Here is a 19,524-nt window from a genome sequence, read left to right as displayed (position 1 = left end):
TTATTCTCCTTCTCTTATCACAGCAGCGTTGATCGCCTGTGTCAGATCTTTTGCATCCTTCATATAACAAACCGGACATGCATCCCCGATCATCTGACTGATATATGCATACTGCTCTTCATTCTTCACAAATACTGCCCTCATATAAGATGCACTTACCTGTAAGGCATCCTTCAGGAATGTATTATTATTTTCTGTGATCTCTTTGTACATAAGGTCACTGATAATCATTATTTTATTTGGCTGATCCATAAATGTCAATGACAGAAGTTTTTCCGGATCTGTCACATCAAGCAATACAGCCAGATCAAAGGCAGCACGTCCCAGAAAACGCCTGACTGCTGCTGCATAATCATATTTCCATATGGACATTGCCTGTCCTATCGTAATCTTCCCACTTTCGTAGAGCTTCTTCGCTGTACGTCCCATCGCACTTGGGAAATAATCAGCGGTTGTTCCGATAACCGGAACTTTATTCAGCAACGGATATGCTGAATCCTTATTCTCATTGACCATATCCTGATTGCAGGAAATAAATAATTCCATCGTATCACTTCCGGCACAGTTTTCCGCTGTTTTTCTAAGCCACTGTGTCTCCGTACACTCGGATAGCGCATCTGAATAGATCATTACTTTCTTTTTCTTATTTTTCGGAATCGCTTCTACTACAACTTCATCCTCTGTTCCCAGGAATAAACTGCAGAGCTTGTGCGCATTCTCAACAGAATCGTAAGCACAGAACTCCTGATATGCTGCTTCATCATCATAGGTCTTACCACGGTTGATCGCCGCAAGTACCTCTTCCGGTGTTACTGCCTTATCAAAAGGAAGCTCCATCAGATCCATATAAGTGCCACGTTTCTTACGATACAGCTCATAGTCAGCGCAATATAAAACAATCTGCCGGCGAAGTGCCAGATAATCATAGAATACACTGGAGTAATCCGTGATCAGTGCATCCGTCAATGCCAACAGCTTATAGCTGTCCACTGTCGGAGGAAACTGGCGGATCCTCTTAAACTGACTGTAATCCAGCGAATCGCTGACTCTGTGATGCAGATTTACATAGAGGATCTGATCCTCTCGGAGATTTGCATCCAGATAATCCAGAAGCTCCTTTGATTCCGCAACAACCTGATCGACCTTAAGATAATCCTTCCAGGTTGGCATGTAGGCATAAATGTGCTCCCCGTTCGGTGCAAGCATCTTGCGCAATTCTGTCTGGTCACTCTGCGCAGCCTCTAACATACCACCGGTTCTTGGATAACCGAGCTTTAAGACCTTACCCGGCATCAGGTCTGCAACCTTATAGGATTCCAGCATATGTTTTTTTGTATAATCATTTGGATATAACAGATAGTCTGCATCAATGAAATTGCTCTGCTGAATGCCATTCTTATGCTTTCCTTTTGCATTCTTTGCAAGTCCCAGCTTTTTAAGCGGGGTTCCATGCCAGATATTAATGTACATCTGACCTTCTTTCTTCACCCATGCAGCCGTTAAATACACCTCAGTCAGAAGAAACTGTGCCGTTTCGATCAACTCCATATAGACAGAATCCGGAGTCACCGCTTCTGTACGGCTCCATCCGTTCTGTCTGATATAGGTCTTTACAATCTCTTCTGTATCTTTGGCTGTTTTGACATAGATATGAAAATCTTTAAATGCATCGTTATAATTTAATTCATTTAAAATATACTGCATACTGCCACGGACATTTTTTCCGAGTCCCATCAGTACAACCCGTCCCGGTACGATCTTACTGTCATAGTAATAATCGGTCACCGTACGCTTGCCGACCGGAATCTGGTTCTCTTTCGCCCATGCCTCCATCTGCTGTAAACTGTTTTGCCGTTCCTGATACTCCGGTGTTCCTTCTCCGGTTACAGCATGATAATCCACCAGTCCATCTGATGATGGCTTCTTCCATGTATCTGTCTGAATTATGGAAGCCGGTTTCTTTTCCTGACCTGCATCTATATTCTGCGGCTTTTTTTCTTCCTTTACATGCCGCTTAAATAATCCTGTTATCGAAAGCTTCATATCGTGTTAAAACTCCTTATCTTTTTAACCTGTTTTACCACTTATAGTATATCTATTTACAGGTAAACTTTCAATAACATTTTCCCCTGTGTCAGGTTCTATTTTCTGACTTTGTCGGAATTACACCGTCTGTTTCTTCTCCGTATCCATATCCTGCTTTCTTAAAAGCTGATGAAAAGCATCTCCGGCTTCCATATATGCTTCCTCGTAAAAATATTCCTGTGAATTTAAGACAGGTCCCACCATTGACAGTTTCTGATAACTGCCATCCGGCTGCTGCTCTCTGGCTTTCACATTATCGCGAAGCATCGTTGCAAACATCTTCCTGACTTTATTCTTCACCGTCTCATCATAAAGCGGCGCTGCGACCTCCACACGACGAAGTGTATTTCTCGTCATAAAATCAGCCGATGCGATATATACCTTATCCCTGTCATGCGTTCCGAAAATATAGATTCTGGAGTGTTCCAGGAAACGTCCTACAATACTTACAATATGAATATTACCGGTATCTCCCGGTATTCCACTTCTTAAGCAGTTAATGCCACGGATCACCATGTCGATCTTTACTCCGGCTCTGGATGCATCGATCAGCTTATCTATGATCTTCTTATCCGTCAGTGAATTGATCTTGATTCCGATATAGGCGGGCTTTCCTTCCTTTGCGATCTGAATCTCATTCTCGATCATGGCAAGGACCTTATTCTGGAGACATTTTGGTGCAACCAGCAGATGTTCCATATCTTCTACTACAGAACCAAGCAGAATCGCCTGAAATACCTTTGCTGCTTCTTCTCCAATTCTCTTATCTGCTGTGATCAACGACAGATCCGTATATAATCTGGAAGTCTTTTCGTTATAATTTCCGGTTCCGACCTGCGTAATATACTGAATCTCATCTCCAACCTTTCTGGTGATCAGACACAGCTTTGAATGAACCTTTAAGCCATCAATTCCATATACGACATGGCAGCCTGCATCCTCTAACGTACGGCTCCACTCAATATTATTTGCCTCGTCAAATCTCGCCTTTAATTCAACCAGTACATCGACCTGTTTGCCATTTTCAGCAGCTTCGGTCAGTGCCTCTACCACCTTGCTATTTCTTGCCAGACGGTAAAGTGTCATACGAATAGAGATAACCTCCGGATCACGGGCAGCCTCCTGAAGCATCTGCAGAAATGGTTTAATGCTCTCATACGGATAGGATAATAAAACATCATGATCCAAAATCTGTGGTATGATATGTTCATTGCTCTTTAACATCGGAGATGGCTGCGGTACACGTCTCTGATAGACCAGATTTGCATCTTTTCTCAGAATATCCTCGATCTGGAACAGGAATGAAAGATCAAGCGGAGCCTGATTTAAGAATACATGTGGCTCTTCCATCTCTGCATACTCACATACCTGTTTTATCATATCTTCATTGATATCACGGGATAATTCCAGCCGTACCGGTGCAAGCTTCTTTCTGAGCTTTACGATCTGTGCCATCTTATCTCTGTAATCAAGATCTTCATCATAGACGGCATTAAAATCAATATCCGCATTTCTCGTTACGCGGATCACAGATTTTTCCAGAACCTTATAGCCCTTATACACCTTTGGCAAGAAATGCAGGATCAGTTCCTCGACCAGCATATAGGTATCATCCTTTGTCGGAATCCGGATCAGCCTTGGGAATACAGAACTGCTGCATGGAATGATCCCGATTTTTTTCTTACCATTTCTTGTGCCAAGAACAGCAAGCGCGTAAATCTCCTGTCCCTTCAAAAACGGAAATGGCTGCTTTCTTCCAACGATCATAACCGATAACAACGGTACGATCTCTTTCATGAAATATTCTTCCAGATATTTGCTCTCTGATTTTGCAAGTGCTTTAAAATCTGTCAGATGAACGCCCTTCTCACCAACCTCCTTCATAATGGAAGCATAGATGGCATCCTTTCTTTCGTTTAGTTCTGCAACTCGTTTTAAGATTGCCTCGATCTGCTCTCCCGCTGTCATATTTGTCTTGTTCTCCCGGAGTTTCTGGCTTAACAGCTTCTGATCCTCCAACGAACCGACACGCACCATAAAGAATTCATCCAGATTGCTCTGAAAGATAGACAAAAATGTCATCCGCTCGCACAATGGAACACTGGTGTCCTCGGCTTCTTCCAGCACACGTTCATTGAATTTCAGCCATGATAATTCACGATTTTCATACAATCCGATATGATTCACCTTTTTTACCGTTTTTTCTTCCTGTGTTTTCTCTCCCTCTGCTTTCTGTTTATTTTTTCTTCCAAATCGAGTATTTTTTTCTGTTTCATTTGCCACTTCTACATTTTTCAGATCCTTTTCTTCGTTATTCATTCTTTTTATCGCTCCTGTTATTTTCTCTTTTATGTAATGAAATATTCTTTGAATCGCCATACACCCCCTGTCAGATTACCCGTTGTTTATTGATCATAAGCCAGAATTCCAGCCCAAGCACCTCGGCTGATTTCCTACACAGGATCATACGTTGTAAAAAGATCTCAAAATAATCCATAACGGCACACATAGATTTATCGATCTTTAATTTCAGCTCGATATGTGAATCCTTGGTAATCTTCAGTTTGTTTTCTTTTACGGCATAGTTCACTCTGTCATGAATATCAAAGGATGAAATATCCGTATTTCTGACTCTTGAATTTCTCACATCACTTTTATCCGCGATCAGCAATGCTGCTGCGATCGGATTTACCGGAAATGCCGCCGACTCATCGTGATTGCCTATTGCTGTTATGATCGTCGCTGTATCCTCCGGATCTGCACCCATATCGTCCAATATCCGAAACGCCATGACCGCACCGGACTGCGCATGTCCTTCCCGGTTCACAACATTTCCGATATCATGCAGATACCCTGCAATACTCGCAAGCTCCGCTTCGCGCTCGGAATAGCCAAGTGTCAGCAGTATCTCCCTTGCTGTCTCTGCTACACGTTCCACATGTGCAAATCCATGCTCTGTATATCCCATTGCATGTAAGGATTCGTCTGCCATCCTTATATATGTCTGAACCGCTTTGTTCTTTTTTACATCTTCAAATGTTACTCTCATACGTCATCTATCTCTCTTCTGCTTCACTGTTTTTCAATTTACACCATCCCGTTTTTTGCTGCTATCAATCACTTGAAAATTTTTTGTAAAATTGTAGTAAAATCATTCATTTTCGATGCATTACCAGCATCCTCCAAATGATTCCCCATATTTCCGGCACTTTCGGTCCCCTCTGAAAAGCATCTAAAAATTTTACATTTCTTTCTAAGTATATGTGATCTGTTGCATTTCTATTTATGTAAAATGTATGTTTACGCAGATTCCTTCTGTATATTTCCTTCTGTAAATTTTCTTCTGTATTATCTGATTTATTTTATAACTGATACAACAATCCATACATAAAAACAGACAGTTTATAAGAACCTCAATGGGCCCTTATAAACTGTCTGTTTTCATGTTATAAACTATGCTTTGTTTTTGGCTATTGTTTATATCTGGGGATTTTTCTCCATGATACTCATATATGCCGGACGCATGATCCGGTTATTCGTGATCAGCTCCTCGATCCTGTGTGCGCTCCATCCAACGATACGTGCAACTGCAAACATCGCTGTATAAAGCTCCATCGGGATTCCCAGCATGTCATATACAAATCCGCTGTAGAAATCCACATTTGGACTTACCCCCTTGAAGATCTTGCGCTGCTTTGCGATCAGCTCCGGGGCAAGCTCCTCTATGTTCTCATACAACCTGAGATCTTTTTCCCTGCCCTTTTCATGAGCCAGCTTAACGACATAATCCTTGAACACCCGCTCTCTCGGATCTGACAGGGAATATACGGCATGTCCCATACCATAGATCAGTCCCTTATTGTCAAATGCTTCCTTGTTCAGGATCTTGCTTAAGTATGCTTCTATCTCATCTTTATCTTCATAGTCTTTTATATGTTCGCGAATATTATCCATCATTTCCATAACCTTGATATTGGCACCACCATGCTTTGGTCCCTTTAAGGATGACATGGCAGCCGCCATCGTGGAATAGGTATCAGAACCGGAGGATGTAACAACTCTTGTTGTAAAGGTTGAATTATTACCGCCACCATGCTCCATATGAAGGATCAGTGCCGTATCAAGTACCTTTGCCTCTACCTTGGAATATTTCTTATCCGGACGAAGCAGCATGAGAATATTCTCAGCCGTTGACAGATTCTTTGCCGGACGATGGATGAACATACTGTCATTCTTTACATAATGATTATATGCATTATATCCATATACAGCTAGCATCGGAAATTCACTGATCAGCTGGATACACTGACGCAGAGAATTATTCACACCGGTATCCTTTGCATTCTTATCATAGGATGCAAGTGTCAGGATACTACGTGTCATGGAATTCATGATATCCTCTGTCGGTGCCTTCATGATAACATCTCTTGTAAAATTCGATGGCAGTGTACGAAGCCCACCGATGATCCTTTCAAATTCATGCTGTTCTTCTGCATTTGGCAGCTCACCCATCAACAGGAGATATGCCACCTTTTCAAATCCCAGTTCATCTTCTCCCAGACTTCCGATCAGATTCTCCACCCGATAACCCCTGTACCAGAGTTCTCCATCACAAGGTACTTTCTTGCCATCCTGCACCTTAGAGGATACAATCTTTGAAATGTTCGTCAGACCAGTCAATACACCAACTCCGCGGTCATCGCGAAGTCCGCGGTTTACCCCATATTCATCATATAATCTTGGTGCGATATAATCATTTTTCTCGCATATCTTTTCCTGTGTTGCCACATACTCATTCATTTTCATCAGACTCATCATCGTTCTTCACCACCTGCATTTCTTCAATCTCACTCTCCATGACCGTATCCAGCTCCTTCATCAGGATCAACAGATTGATCATATTCTCTTTGCCGAATTTGTTAATTACATTTCCGTAAAAGTCCTTAATGATCGTTTCCTGAGCATGAAGCTGTTTCGCACCGGCATCCGTGATCGTTACATAAGTGCCGTCCGTACCATTTCCATCATGTGACCATTTGACATAGCCGCGATCTCTGAGATCCCGGACTGCCTTTGATGTCTTACGGATACTCATCTGCATACGCACCGACAAATCGGTCAGATATGCCTTTCCTCCATAAATAGCGGAATCTCCGCTGATCGCCTCTATACTTTGCAGCGCAACATATTCTGCAACACTTAATTTAGAAAATAAATGCCGTACGGAGTCCCTGCTCATCATGTATTTTCTGTAGGTAAATTCATTCGATAATTTCGTAATATCAATTTCCTGTTCGACTTTCTGTTCCTGCATAAACAACCTCCCTTTCCGGTACACATATAAAAGCCCCTGTTATCGCCCAACGTATATTATTTCACTGGATTGTACACAACAACAAGTATAAGTGTCCCTTTGATCTGTCAATTCTCTGTCCCTATGTAGTTTTATTTCTTGATCTTTTTATAGATTTTTCGTATCTGTTCCAAACATGAACGGAACAATGAATGAAAAGATTTTATTGAAATAATAGATTTAGATATACTCTACTTGATATGATAAATGAAACTTCCGGCTTCTGTCAACCGACTTTATCCTTATTTAAGAACTGCGCCGAAAATTTTAGAATTATGATAGAGGAACATTATCCTTATGGAGCAAGACACGTTCGTATGTCTTTGAAACAAAATGGGAAATACATCACATATTATTACGCAAGTCGTTTGCACTCTATTCCAACGCAACGGTACTAAGTTCCTCGCCTATGGCGACTCACTAAGGACCGGCGTTGGAACAGGCTTGCTGCATAATAGTAATGCTATTTCCCATTTTTTGCCCTAGACATTGATGCTCGAAAGTTCTTGCTCCATAACGATAATGTACCGTGCATTTTTATGTCATAGTCAGCAACTTCTAAACAGGTTGTTTCACAATAGAAAAAGCAGCGTTACAATATATATACAGGAATCTAAAATAAGACACACATATGCAAAGTATTGCGCATCGAGCTGTCCATTAATGAATAAAATGGATGAGGAATATACTATTATGAAGTAAGCTTTATCCGAGGCCGGTACTTAAGTTGCGTCTTTTGCAACTTTATGTACCGCTGCACGAGGATACGAGCGGAAGCGTCTTACGGAATAATACGTATATTCTCATCCATTTATAATTCATTAATGACAGACTATTGAAAACAAAACTACATATGTGTGTCTTATTTAGATTCCGTCTTTTTTATAATGCTGCTTTGATCTGCTTATAGATGCCCTCTGCGTCGAGTTCATACTTATGAAGCAGGTCTTTTGCCGGGCCGGACTCACCGAAGGTATCGCGAACACCGATCCTTGTTACCTTAACCGGATTCTTCTCTGCCAAACATTCCATAACCGCTGAGCCAAGTCCACCGATGATCGAATGCTCCTCTACCGTGAACACTCTGCCGGTTGCCTGTGCTGCCTTTACGACAAGCTCCTCATCAAGCGGTTTGATCGTGTGGATATTGATCACCTGTGCATCGATCCCGTCCTCTGCCAAAAACTTCGCAGCTTCTAAGCTCTCAGATACCGGAAGTCCGGTTGCTATGATCGTAATATCCTTTCCAGAACGTAATTCTACGCCCTTGCCGATCTCAAACTTGTAGGTTGACTCATCATTAATGACCGGTACTGCCAGTCTTCCAAATCTCATATAGACAGGTCCTACATATTCATATGCTGCCTTTACGGCTGCTCTTGCTTCTACATCATCACATGGATTGATAACCACCATGCCAGGGATCTCTCTCATCAGTGCAAGATCTTCATTACACTGGTGGGTTGCTCCGTCTTCTCCTACGGAGATACCTGCGTGAGTTGCTCCGATCTTTACATTCAGATGTGGGTATCCGATACTGTTTCTTACCTGCTCAAAAGCTCTGCCTGCCGCAAACATTGCAAAGGAGCTCATAAACGGCACATAACCACAGGTTGACATTCCGGCTGCAATGCCTGCCATGTTACATTCTGCAATACCACAGTCTACATGGCGTTCCGGAAATGCTTTCTTGAAGATTCCGGTCTTTGTTGCTGCTGCAAGATCTGCATCCAGTACGATCAGGTTCTCATGTTCTTTTCCAAGCTCAACCAATGCATTACCATAGCTGTCTCTTGTTGCGATCTTCTTTACTTCTGACATAACACGTCACCTGCCTTTTCCAGTTCTTCCATTGCAATCGCATACTCCTCATCATTCGGAGCTTTGCCATGCCATCCCACATTGTTCTCCATGAAGGATACTCCCTTACCCTTTACGGTATGGGCGATGATCGCTGTCGGCATTCCCTTGGTTGCCTTTGCTTCCTTGAATGCTGCATCGATCTGATCAAAATCATTTCCGTCGATATTAATTACATGGAAATTAAATGCTTCAAACTTCTTGTCGATCGGATATGGGGAACATACGTCCTCAACGGTTCCGTCGATCTGAAGGTTATTATTATCTACGATCACTAACAGATTATCCAGCTTTCTGTGACCTGCAAACATGGCAGCCTCCCAGATCTGTCCTTCCTGGATCTCCCCGTCTCCGCACAGACAGTAGGTTCTGTATTCCTTACCGGACATCTTTGCTGCAAGTGCCATACCGACTGCTGCAGAAAGTCCCTGTCCGAGAGAACCGGATGACATGTCCACACCAGGAATGTGCTTCATATCCGGGTGTCCCTGTAAATAAGAACCGATATGACGCAGGGTCAGAAGATCCTCAACCGGGAAAAATCCTCTCTCAGCAAGGGCTGAATAGTAACCCGGTGCTGTATGTCCTTTGGATAATACAAAACGATCTCTGTTCTCATCCTTTGGATTCTTCGGATCCACATGTAATTCCTCAAAATAAAGATAAGTAAAAATGTCTGCTGCTGAAAGTGATCCGCCCGGATGTCCTGCTTTTGCAGAATGTACGGAGGAAACAATTCCCTTACGGATGTCAACAGCCTTTTTTTGAAGGTCTAGTTTGTTCATGTCTTTCTCCATTTCGTTTTATTTTCATTTTTATAATTGTCCCAGCACTTTTCCGATCTTGTCAGCGATCAGAAGATCTGCCTGACTGTCCGTCTGTGTCGGCGACATATTAATAACTACCAGGTGTTTTCCTCTGAAATACCGGATCAGTCCGGCGGCAGGATAAACAACCAACGAGGTTCCGCCAATGATCAATGTATCTGCCTCCGAAATATACCGGATCGCATTCTCAATGTCGTCATTGTTCAGACCCTCTTCATATAATACTACATCCGGCTTAATTATTCCACCACAACTGCATTTTGGTACACCATCTGATTGAATAATATAATCCAGATCATAGAATTTGTGACATTTTGTGCAATAATTTCTATGGATCGAACCATGCAGCTCAATCACATTCTTACTTCCTGCCATCTGATGCAGGCCGTCAATATTCTGTGTTACGATTGCTGCAAGTTTCCCCTGTGCTTCCAGTTCTGCAAGTTTTTTATGTGCCATATTCGGCTTTGCATCTTGATAGATCATCTTATCCTTATAGAAACGGTAAAACTCTTCCGGGTCACGCATATAGAAGCTGTGACTGATGATCGTTTCAGGTGGATATTTGTATTTCTGATTATACAATCCATCCACACTGCGGAAATCCGGAATCCCGCTCTCTGTAGAAACACCCGCTCCACCAAAGAAAACCATACGTTCCGAACCTGCAACAATTTCTTTTAACTTTGCAATTTTCTCATTCATTTGTTCCATATATCAGTCTCCCTTCTGCATAATACAGGATCAGGCAATAGCGAAACCTTCCTATTGTAGTTCTACTATTGCCTGCCCTTGCTGTGTCACGGCATTGCCGTAACTTCTATATCCACTTTACAGGTACTGTCCACTGTGTATGTATCGCTGTCTTTTATCGACAGCTCAACCGTATTTGCACCAATGGATAATGTTTCCGCATCAATCGTTATCTTCAGATCCTTCGCTGTGAGCTTGGCAACCTCATCAGAAAGCCCTGATATCACAACTGTATTTCCCTCCGGAAACTGAACAGCATAATCATAGTCCGTCAGTTTATTCTCAATCGTAATATCATTGGCTGATATCGTCATTGTTCTGCTGATATTCCGTTCAATCGCTACATGGACGCTGATGCTTGTATTCTCATCTGCCAGAACAACTCCATCAGGCAAATACTTGGATATCTCGATCGTACTTTCCAAATCTTCACTGCATCCGGATACATCGATATCATCTACTGTTATCTCCGTGAGATTCTGCAGCACATCTGCCGGTCCTCCAACTGTTATCTCATTCGGCACATATTCTGCGTTCACTACTTTATAATTATCTGCTGGAACACCGGTTGTATCCAGCTTTACTGCTACCGTTTTCGTCTTATAAACCGGTATAGTTACAGACACTCCGGTCACCTTGCTTTCCAGCTTCTTACCGGATATCTCGTCACCATTTGCATCATAGAAGATTGGTGTGCAGGTTGCTGTTACATCTGAAGTCCGTCCGGATACATCCACCTGTACCTCTGCCTTTTCGATCCGTTCAATCACGCTCGCTGCTCCCTTTACCGTTATCAGATTCGGCGTAGATACCGGAATACCGGTCGTATATCCTTCTGCCGTTTCACCCTTTGTTGTAACCGTTACCGGCAGGGATGCCGTCTGTTCCTCCTCCAGTTCTACCTGGAGTACATTATCTACGATCGTAATGCTGATATTGTTATTTACAGACGATGAATTCGCTGTCACCGTAATATTTACAGCATTTGTAATTGACAATTTTGACATATCCGCAATCGCTGTAAAATCAGAAGCTCCAAGTGCATTTACAACTGAACGTCTGCCCTTTACAATGATGTCCACCGTTTCACCGGACACAATATCATACAACTGATTCTTATCCGTGATCGCATCTGTATTGATCAGGGTAACCGGTATATCTCTAATCTGCCGTGTGGTTGAATAATCATCCACATTTAAAACTGTGACCCAGACAGCAAATCCAAGGATCAATGATAAGAGTTTCCAGCCCCAGTTACTGAATAATTTATCTTTCATTGCTGTCAGCCTCCTTTCTGTTATCAGAAGACTTTCCACTTTTTACATTACCTGAACTGGTCTTTTTCTCAGTATTCTTCTTTTTGCGTTTGCCATCCTTCTGCCGGCGTTCATCCTTTTTCTTTCCATCCTCCTGATTTAACAGTTCCAGATGGTTCCGGACACTTTCTGTATCCAGATTCCGATACAGCTCGCCGCCCTTTGCGATCGAGATCGAACCGGTCTCCTCTGATACGATCAGTGTTACACTATCGGACACCTCACTGATACCTACACCTGCACGATGTCTGGTTCCAAGCTCCTTGTTGATAGAGAGATTCGCTGACAATGGAAGATAACAGGTTGCTGCAACCACTCTGTTATTTCTGAGAATGACCGCACCATCATGAAGCGGTGTATTATGCTCAAATATATTAAGCAGAAGCTGGTTCGTTACAACCGCATCAACAGGAATTCCTGTATCAATATATTCACCCAGTGCGACCTTGTCTTCAATAACGATCAATGCACCTGTCCGGTTCGCTGATAAAACAGTTACTGTCTTGATCAGCTCATAAATCGTTTTGTCACTCAGCTTTCTTTCATCTGCATCTTCATGCATGATATAATCAAAAAATTTCTTTCGTCCAAGTGTTTCCAGTCCCCTCCGGAACTCCGGCTGAAATAAAATGATAACTGCCAGAATACCTATGCTGAACACATTTTTCAATATATACAGAATCGTATTAAACTGGAACAGGGATGCCAGAATCGTAAATAACAGGATCAGAACAATACCCTTTAACAGTGTCCATGCACGATTGCTCTTAAACCACATCAGTATCTTATAGATGACATATGAAAGGATCAGGATCTCAATAATGTCACTGATATCCGGTGTGGTAATGTAAAACCAGTCAAAATATGTTCTCATAAATGCCAGGATCTTATCCATTCGGTATCTCTCCTTTCTAAATATTCCGGATATACAAAGGCTGTATCAGCCTTCCTATATGGTGGGATAAAGATATGACCTGACAAAAACGTCAGGTCATATGCAAGAATTCATTTACCTCGTAACACCACTTACTGAATCTTCATCAGCAGTATTCTGTGATACTGTATTGATCTTTTTTACGTTCTTCTGCTGTTTCGTCATAACAATCTTCGGAACAGCTTTCACATAATAATAATATTCCTCATCTTCAAACTGTGTATTCTCCACTCTTGAATAATCCACAACTGTTTTGAAAAACTGCGCTACAACCGCAATGATCACTGCACAGATCGAACCCAGCAGGATCTCTCCAATCGAGATGCTTGCATTGAGTACAACATTTCCAATCAGGAATAAGATGATCTCAAACAGACCACCAACAATAATTGCCGCATACCATGAATATTCAACCGATAATCTGTATATCACATGCGTAATAATAAGAACAACTGCAAATACAACGATCGTAAGCAGAAGATCTTTATTATCAATCAAATGCTGGAATATATATTTATAACTTTCAAGCATATTTTCTGTATCTGTTGTCTTACTCAGTTCTGCAAGATAATTGGATGCATCTAATGAAAAATAATAGAAGACAGCACCAAAAGCTAACGGAACGATCGCGATCGGTCCTACAAACATACCTGCAAGAATCGGAAGCACATACTGCATTTTAATAATGAAAAATAATGGGGCATACATGACCACCCATGTTGCTTTCGGGAAAAACCGGATATACAGGCAATACATGATAATAAATAAAACAATAAATGATATGCCTGTTTCTTTATTGCCCGAAAAATAATTCATAAATGCAACAACTCCACCAATTGCATAAGTAAGACTTTCCGGAATAAATGCACATACAACAGCAAGAAGAAAAATAACCAGTCCGCTGGATATCGTTTCATTATGTCCGCCTGTAATATGTACAATGGACCAGAACATCAGCAATGCGAGAATGAACCGGATAGCCGGTGCTACGATCCTATCGTATTTACTGCAAAAATTCTTAATTCCATCTCTGAATGTCAAAAGTGATGCCATGTTTACTTCCTCCTCTTCTTCCCTTTGGTTTTGTCCTCTTTCTCATAGAAAGCAATCAGCTTCTTCAGATCCTGATTATACTTTATGATATGAGGCTTTGCCTTGGTGTATCTATAGGAGTATAGAAACCATGCAAGAACCATAAATACTACGCAAACAACCGCATATACTATAAGAAGTTTATATGCCAGACCGAACAGATCCATATCTACAAGCTCCGTGATCAGTTTACCCATATTGTAATAAATATAGGCCGCTACCACGACCACAAATAATATCGTTGTCGATACCAGAGTCTTCAGACAGTTGTATTTTACATAGTCTGATTTGAAATATCTGCCTTTTTCCAGATCTTCTTTTCCTGTAGATTGTTCGTACATGGCAAGTCTGGTCATCAATCTGACCTTTTCTTCGTTTACCATCTTGTTTTCTCCTACTTCTTTTCTTTCTACAAAAATCAGCTTTTGTTATTATAATCCATACGAAAAGAATAAGCAAGCATGCGCCGGAAAAAGTTTCTTAAATAGAATTAACGTCTTGATTAAAAGAATGCCATATACCCGGGTAAGGCAGATAGAGATGGTGGGGTGGTTGAGACTTGCTTCATTTCCAAGAAAGGTACACATGCCCGATCCGCTCATGCTCTTGTGCAAACTCGCCCTCCGGGCTCAGACATGCACCCGCATTCGCTGGCAATGTGACCTTTCTATTCGGAAATTATGCAAATGTCTCAACCACCCCACCATCTCTATCTGCTTTACCCGGGTATATGGATAAACAGCCTTAAAAATATTTCTTGAGTTCAGCAAATACCGGTTTCAGGCGATCAGCGCGAAGGTCGAAGTCCATCTCCTTGTATGACCATGCCGCACGGCCGATACCATATTTTGCAAATACTTCATGGATGGCTTTATACCATAATACAGTGTTTGCCGGGTCTGCGTTTTCGATCACGCCATATTCTCCGCAATAAAGTGCTACGTTTCGCTCCTTTGCAACAGCGATTGCATCGGCAAACAGATCTTCAAAATATGCTGAATCAAGATTTCCCTTATAATCAAGGATCGACAGCGTTCCGGCAAGCTTTGCAGGCAGGTGTGCTTTTGCATATGCACAAAAATCTTCCATGCTGCCTTTGAATTCCATATGATAATCCGCCGGCATATCATCTACCCACTGTGCGCCCTGATGTGTAAAAAGAAGAGGGTCATAGCTGTGGAAATTATATATGATATGTTCATCCATCGGCATCGGAATATCTCTGACTGCCTGCACGCTGTTATGCCAGTAACCACCGATCAGAATATCAGTTGTCGGTGCATATGCACGGATACGTTCGACACACTTTGGTGCGATCTCTGCCCATATGGCACCATCTTCTTTATCTACTACCTCATTTAATAATTCAAATGCAACTTTATCTCCATATCCGCCAAAGCGCTTTGCAAATTCTTCCCATAATCTGTAGAAGCGTTCCTGAAGAGCTTCGTTTCCAAAAAATCCACTCTGTTTTTCTCCCGGATCAAAGGAATAACCGGCGGTCTTATGCAGATCAAGGATCATATTGAAACCATATTTATGTCCGAGTTCCAGCGCGCGTTTGATCCGTGCAAAACCTTCTTCCTTATACTGTCCGTCTTCTGTCTCTACCAGATTATAATCCACCGGCAGTCTGAGATGATCCAGTCCCCAGCTTGTAAGCTCTTTAAAATCATCTTCCGTAATAAAATTATTGAATCTGTCCTCGGAATAATCACACTGGGAAAACCAGCCTCCCAGATTAACACCCTTCTGATACCCTTTCCATGTCTTCATATGCATGATCTCCTTTTCATTTAGCAAATAATAAATTTGTAATTGTTATTTTCTGAATTTATGATACTATAAATGCATATGTAGGGAATATAATATATCCGATTTTTATATCGCATAGCTGACCTTCATTGTTCTGATTGTATTTTTAGAGATGGGCAATCCGTTCATTTGATAAAATAATGCCTATATGCAAATATTTTTATAGCTGTATATTATATGAAAGGAGTATTTCCATGAATAAAGAATTACAGAAACTGTTATTAGCGCAGCAGGAGGAACAGTCTTATCACCTGCCGATGGAGGCAGAGTATTCATTTTACCGGCGGATCGCAAATGGGGATATGGAGCTACTGAAGCTAAATATGAATGCAGATACCATGGAAGGCATGGGAAAGCTGTCTTCATCCCCACTGCAGAACAAAAAATACCATCTGGTCATTCTGACTGCCATGATCACACGTTTCTGTATCGAAGCCGGGTTGGATCCGGAACAGGCCTATACTTTAAGTGATATGCATATCCGAAAAATTGACGCATGTCTGACACCGGAACAACTGAATCCGCGAAAAGGAGCTGTTGTGAAGGATTTTGTACTTGCCATGCACGAGCTTCATAACAGTCCCGGACTGTCTTATCATGTCATGCAGGCCGTCTCCTACATCAACAACCATATCACAGAACCGATCCGGGTATCGGATGTCGCCGATGCAGTGAAGCTCCACCCGGACTATATGACCCGTCTGTTCAAAAAAGATATGAACTGCAGTCTCTCACAATATATCATAAAAGAAAAATGCAGGATGGCTCGCTACATGCTGTTAAACAGCCAGGTGAGCTGTACAGAAATCAGTTCATTTCTGTATTTTGCGTCCTGCAGTCATTTTGTAAATTGTTTTAAAAAAGAATACGGTCTGACACCGAATGCCTACCGCAAACAAATGGGAGGTCTGTCAAATGAGCGAAGCGATGCGTTCTAATACAACAGCAACGCCGTCTTCATTATTTGACAGAGTCTCATTCATGGGAATACCAAGCATCACCGCAAGTGTCTGAAGTCCTGCTGCTTTAGTGGCATCTGACCGGTTAAATTCAAGGTTATCACAGCCACCATCCAATGAAATATCGTTTATATATTTAATTTCCTGTTTTGCATTTTCTACGATCATACGAACCTGATCTGCGGTCATATAATCATCTGCCGGTTCCATTGCCTGTTGTGTTGAAATACTATCATGGTTTTTAAGATAATGCATTACTCGTTGCCCTTTATTCATATTGCGTATTTCATCTGCTTCTGTTGAATCTGATTGTCTGTTTGTCTGCAGGTCCACAGCCTCAGGAATATATACCACTTGTCCAACTTCGAGCTTTAATGTTACCCTGTCATTGCGCTCTGAGAAATCAAATTCCGGTTTCTTTCCCTTTTTTACAACAAGGATTCCTCGTCTGCCATAATAATTTGCATGTGCCAGTACATTTGCCAATGCTTCTTCCTTGCCGCCTTTTTGTTATTCGCGGTGCGTATTGCATGAATTAATTTCGGTCGCAGTCCCCACACAAGGCGGGAACTGCGACGGCTGGCCCAAATTTTTTCTTTATGTCTTCCCCCACTTTTCTGGTTTTCTTGTTTCACCCCAGTGAGAATTTACAGATTGGGTTTTAAATTACCATGGGGTTCTCTTTATTTCGCCTTTCTTGTTTTCTCATCCATTTTATGATATTGTTTTTATAGCATTGTGGTACTTATGGTAAGAAAGGGGTATTAAACAAATGAAAAAATTTATAAACATATGGAGTCTTCTTATAGTCATGTCCATCTTGATTTTACTTCCGCACTTCTCTGTTGCTGCACATGGAGAAAAAGCAGAAAAAAAACAAGCAGAACTTGCCGGCAGAGAATCAGGTTATACACTGACCTGGAATGACAATAAAGGACGATTTATCTGTAAAAAAAACGGCTCCAAATTGAATAATGGCTGGAGTTTCGATTCATCGAAAAAAATCGCCTATTGCACCGGGAAAAATGGTTATTTGTATGCCAAAATCAAAGACGGTAAATACTACACATATACTGCTAACAATAAAAAACCATCTTCAAAAGTATTCAAAAACAAGAAAAATACCATCATTCGGCTACATAAGAAAAATTTCTATGTAGGGGCTAACGGTCTTATTAACCTAAACAAAGGCTGGAAATTAAATAATAACGGATTATATACTTACTATGTTGAAAAAAACGGTACTGTTTCTGTAAAAATATCAAATGGTAAATTTAGAGTCTGGAACGGGAAGGACATCAGATGGGATAAGAAAGATTTAAAAAATTATAAGGGAAAAGTTTATACCTATAATGAAAAATCTTTCTTCGTGAATACGAACGGAAACATTTCAAGAGCAATGGGGTGGCAGGAATCTTATTTCATCGACAATGATGGATGTGTAAAGTATTATGATGATGGAACCACTTCTTTCCGGATCACAAAAAATGGTGGCACAAAGGCATTAAAAGATGGCTGGAACGATGATGTCTATGTAAAAAATGGCAAGATACAGCGGTCAACAATCGTTAAATCAGGTGGCTGCAATTATTTTGTAGATAAAAATGGTAGCAGACAGAATTTTAAAGTGAAGAATAATCAGATTGTAAGACCGGATAATAGTATGGCGGTTTCATCCGGGATCTATGCTGCAGCCGGAAAAAAATATCCGATTGATAACAAGGGAAAGATCCAGAAAAACAGCACTGTGTTTATCAAGAATAAGGCTTATGAAACTGTGAGTGACGGATCTTTGTCTAAACAGCCGGCGAATCATGTTCATTTATGGAAGGCGGGTTCTGTAACAGAACAGATTGATCATAAAGCCAAGACAAAGGAAGTTCAGATCCCGGTCAAAGAGTGGGACGAAGAAGTGTGGTCAGAGAAAGAAAAATATATTTGCAAAAAGTGTGGGAAGTATTACGATACATTAGATGAATGGGAAGAACACTCCGGAAAAACCAATCATGGAAATTATGAACCTGCCAAGGTCCTCCTTTATACCATCCATCATCCAACCGCAGATGAACCAAAGTATGAAACTACGACCGTTATAACGGAGAAAGCCTGGTCTGAATATTATCAGGATTATACCTGTCGGGTTTGTGGAGAGAAGATGAGAGTAAGGATTGTAAGAGGTGATCCTACAAAGGGAGATTATAATGGGCTAAAGATTCCAAGTAAAAAAGGATATATACTTAATGCGTTTGGAGAGAAAAAAATGATCGTTTCTGCTAATATGGCATTCCCAACTGCAATTAGAATAAAAGAACCAATCTCTGCAGATGAATCCTATAAAAGATATGGATTTTCATATTTTGAAAAATCAGACAATATTCTTCTCCCAGATACTTACCTGCAGTTGCTTAAAGACCATAATATTCAGTAAACTATTTACTAGATAATAAGAAATAGAAAAACTAACTTGACAAATTCTTAATTAATGTATTATCCTAAAGATACCCTAATCCGTATGCTACAAGTATACGAA

16 protein-coding genes are annotated in these 19,524 nt (G+C 41.2%); 2 read left to right on the top strand and 14 right to left on the bottom strand.

Annotated elements, in window-relative coordinates; genetic code table 11:
- The 13 genes from OCV60_RS10980 to OCV60_RS10920 form a co-directional block, all read right to left on the bottom strand.
- Entirely contained in the window at window positions 1-2,043 is a 2,043-nt protein-coding gene (locus OCV60_RS10980) for a CDP-glycerol glycerophosphotransferase family protein (RefSeq protein ID WP_262530160.1), read from the bottom strand.
- A gap of 120 nt (window positions 2,044-2,163) precedes the next feature.
- Window positions 2,164-4,404 carry a polyphosphate kinase 1 gene (gene ppk1 / locus OCV60_RS10975; protein WP_243100739.1) on the bottom strand — a complete coding sequence of 747 codons (2,241 nt, stop codon included), beginning with the start codon at window positions 4,402-4,404 and terminating at the stop codon, window positions 2,164-2,166.
- Between the two features lie 70 nt (window positions 4,405-4,474).
- A complete protein-coding gene (locus tag OCV60_RS10970; protein ID WP_117785277.1) occupies window positions 4,475-5,134 on the bottom strand; it encodes an HD domain-containing protein in 660 nt (219 codons plus the stop codon).
- A 428-nt stretch (window positions 5,135-5,562) separates the two neighbouring features.
- Window positions 5,563-6,903, bottom strand: a complete 1,341-nt coding sequence (locus tag OCV60_RS10965) for a citrate/2-methylcitrate synthase (protein ID WP_021943555.1) — start codon at window positions 6,901-6,903, stop codon at window positions 5,563-5,565.
- A complete protein-coding gene (locus OCV60_RS10960) occupies window positions 6,878-7,399 on the bottom strand; it encodes a MarR family winged helix-turn-helix transcriptional regulator (protein WP_117785276.1) in 522 nt (173 codons plus the stop codon). The genes OCV60_RS10965 and OCV60_RS10960 overlap by 26 nt, the downstream gene beginning before the upstream one ends.
- 921 nt (window positions 7,400-8,320) lie before the next feature.
- Window positions 8,321-9,259, bottom strand: a complete 939-nt coding sequence (locus OCV60_RS10955; protein ID WP_117785275.1) for a transketolase family protein — start codon at window positions 9,257-9,259, stop codon at window positions 8,321-8,323.
- Window positions 9,247-10,083 (bottom strand): transketolase, encoded by an 837-nt coding sequence (locus OCV60_RS10950; protein ID WP_173789145.1) that lies wholly within the window; start codon window positions 10,081-10,083, stop codon window positions 9,247-9,249. Before OCV60_RS10950 ends, OCV60_RS10955 begins: the two co-directional genes overlap by 13 nt.
- Window positions 10,084-10,113: 30 nt before the next feature.
- Window positions 10,114-10,830 carry an NAD-dependent protein deacylase gene (locus OCV60_RS10945; RefSeq protein WP_173789168.1) on the bottom strand — a complete coding sequence of 239 codons (717 nt, stop codon included), beginning with the start codon at window positions 10,828-10,830 and terminating at the stop codon, window positions 10,114-10,116.
- Between the two features lie 95 nt (window positions 10,831-10,925).
- The gene (locus OCV60_RS10940) at window positions 10,926-12,155 is read right to left on the bottom strand and encodes a CdaR family protein (protein WP_021943550.1); all 1,230 of its coding nucleotides are present in this window, start codon (window positions 12,153-12,155) and stop codon (window positions 10,926-10,928) included.
- The gene (cdaA, locus tag OCV60_RS10935) at window positions 12,145-13,089 is read right to left on the bottom strand and encodes a diadenylate cyclase CdaA (RefSeq protein WP_021943549.1); all 945 of its coding nucleotides are present in this window, start codon (window positions 13,087-13,089) and stop codon (window positions 12,145-12,147) included. The genes OCV60_RS10940 and cdaA overlap by 11 nt, the downstream gene beginning before the upstream one ends.
- A gap of 114 nt (window positions 13,090-13,203) precedes the next feature.
- Complete coding sequence (locus OCV60_RS10930; RefSeq protein WP_117785272.1) at window positions 13,204-14,181, bottom strand: hypothetical protein; 978 nt, start codon at window positions 14,179-14,181, stop codon at window positions 13,204-13,206.
- Between the two features lie 2 nt (window positions 14,182-14,183).
- Window positions 14,184-14,603 (bottom strand): hypothetical protein, encoded by a 420-nt coding sequence (locus OCV60_RS10925; RefSeq protein ID WP_117785271.1) that lies wholly within the window; start codon window positions 14,601-14,603, stop codon window positions 14,184-14,186.
- Window positions 14,604-14,964: 361 nt separating this feature from the next.
- Window positions 14,965-15,996 (bottom strand): glycoside hydrolase family 5 protein, encoded by a 1,032-nt coding sequence (locus OCV60_RS10920; RefSeq protein WP_021943546.1) that lies wholly within the window; start codon window positions 15,994-15,996, stop codon window positions 14,965-14,967.
- 233 nt (window positions 15,997-16,229) lie between these two features.
- On the opposite strand from OCV60_RS10920, the gene OCV60_RS10915 reads away from it, so the two are divergent.
- Entirely contained in the window at window positions 16,230-16,973 is a 744-nt protein-coding gene (locus OCV60_RS10915; RefSeq protein ID WP_021943545.1) for an AraC family transcriptional regulator, read from the top strand.
- On the opposite strand, the gene OCV60_RS10910 is transcribed toward OCV60_RS10915, so the two are convergent.
- Entirely contained in the window at window positions 16,947-17,480 is a 534-nt protein-coding gene (locus tag OCV60_RS10910) for a hypothetical protein (RefSeq protein ID WP_117785268.1), read from the bottom strand. The genes OCV60_RS10915 and OCV60_RS10910 overlap by 27 nt on opposite strands.
- 286 nt (window positions 17,481-17,766) lie before the next feature.
- Between OCV60_RS10910 and OCV60_RS10905 the strand changes: the two genes are divergently transcribed.
- Window positions 17,767-19,422 carry a hypothetical protein gene (locus tag OCV60_RS10905; protein ID WP_262530158.1) on the top strand — a complete coding sequence of 552 codons (1,656 nt, stop codon included), beginning with the start codon at window positions 17,767-17,769 and terminating at the stop codon, window positions 19,420-19,422.
- Window positions 19,423-19,524 lie beyond the last annotated feature (102 nt).

This window comes from Coprococcus ammoniilyticus, assembly GCF_025567345.1.
Lineage (GTDB): Bacteria > Bacillota > Clostridia > Lachnospirales > Lachnospiraceae > Coprococcus > Coprococcus ammoniilyticus.
This window is presented reverse-complemented; position numbering and strand designations above follow the sequence as displayed.